A 1,525-nucleotide genomic window follows, 5' to 3' on the forward strand; every position below is an offset into this window, starting at 1 on the left:
TTAATAAACCATAGATAAGGTGCATTCCCTGTAGTCGATAATTGATTTAAAAGATGTCTTTAATGAAATCGAGGTTGAAATGATTGCTACCTACGAAGCCTACACTACAGATCAAAAAAGGCAATCATTAGCGCTATGCCCATAATCGCAGGTCAAACCAAAGCATTGAGAGATTCAAACAGGATGCTTTTGATTCGCTTGAAGCGTATGGATAGGAGGATTGTCGGAGAATTGGGTAACAACCCCGTCTTAGATTTAAGACGAGGTTGTTTTTTGTCTTTTTAGTTTTTGTCCTTTAAGCGAGGGCTCTAAAATTTCTATTTTCTTATTAACATCAATTTCAATATCTTCACCAAATAGTATTGAGTTATCATATTTAGGTATATTCATATCCTCGACAAATGGTATCCAAGGCCAATTAGGAAAATCAATTTTAGGAAATGTATCCTTATTGTTATATTCAGGCACTCCGAAATAAGCTATAAAAAATGATTCAAGAAAATGGAGAATGGAATCAACTAATTTATATGGTTTTAGAACCTCTAATGGTAAATCAACGCCCTGTTCGCTGCCAACATCTGCATTAACTTCAACAGTGGCGATATAGATTTTTTTCTTATGTAAGTTTTTGTTCCATTTCGGATCATTTAATTTTTGGGTAACCTTATGTCCGTCTTTGTACCTACCGATAAGATCCGTACTTATTCCGACATAAACAATTTTTTCAACCAACACAGATTTGTTATCGTTAGGATCCTCCTTTTCACGTGATATATTTTCCAGTTTTTCATTTTTATCACCTTTCTTAAATGCTTCTATAAGTTGTATATCACTCTTGTTAAATTTCTTTGTTACGGTCACGAAGTAAAGGAAACATGAAAACTTTTTTAGGTGCTCCTCCACAACAGAATGTAATGCTTCTCCTTTTTCACGCTTTTTAAGTGAACTAATAATTAGTTCATTTAAAAAATCATAAGGAGTTGTTTTCATAGATGGCTTTACGTATGTAGCAATTTTTTCAACTTCATCACCTATTTGATGGGCCAACACATCTTTTCTAATGTTAATTGTGAATCTTTTCGGTTTAAAATATCGATTTCTGTCAACCTCAAGCTCTTCCCATAAATGACAGTGTTTCTCAACCCATTCTCTTAAGTTTTCCATACACAAACTTCCCCCTTTCTAACTTACCTCGATCTATTTTAATCGATTTTTTAATGGTATAGGGGAAATTTTACGATTATTAGAAGATTGTAAAGGATTTTTTTAGTAATTAGCAGTAATCATCACTCTCACTACTTATAATTAGAAAAATAGAATGTATAACCCCTTTGTGATTACGGTTTCCTCAGTCTTATCTGGATTTTCCTACAATTGTTTATATTTTATATGATATGGTTAAGCAATACTTGTATCATATTTAGTTATACGATGTGCAATTGTATGCCTCTACAAAATCTGAATATTTATTTTTTCATGATCGTGATGTTTTCCTTTTTAATAATGTAATTCTTTCCTCCAAAGT

Annotated in this window: 1 protein-coding gene; it reads right to left on the minus strand. The window is 32.3% G+C overall.

What is annotated here, in order from left to right; translation table 11 throughout:
- Positions 1-255: 255 nt before the first annotated feature.
- Complete coding sequence (locus BpJC4_RS15755; RefSeq protein ID WP_151698190.1) at positions 256-1,164, minus strand: hypothetical protein; 909 nt, start codon at positions 1,162-1,164, stop codon at positions 256-258.
- Positions 1,165-1,525 lie beyond the last annotated feature (361 nt).

The sequence above is a fragment of the Weizmannia acidilactici genome (assembly GCF_008974185.1).
Lineage (GTDB): Bacteria > Bacillota > Bacilli > Bacillales > Bacillaceae_C > Weizmannia > Weizmannia acidilactici.

Bases quoted from the DNA above. Each gene is read 5' to 3' on its own strand.
- BpJC4_RS15755 (WP_151698190.1), bottom strand. From the start codon at position 1,164: ATGGAAAACTTAAGAGAATGGGTTGAGAAACACTGTCATTTATGGGAA.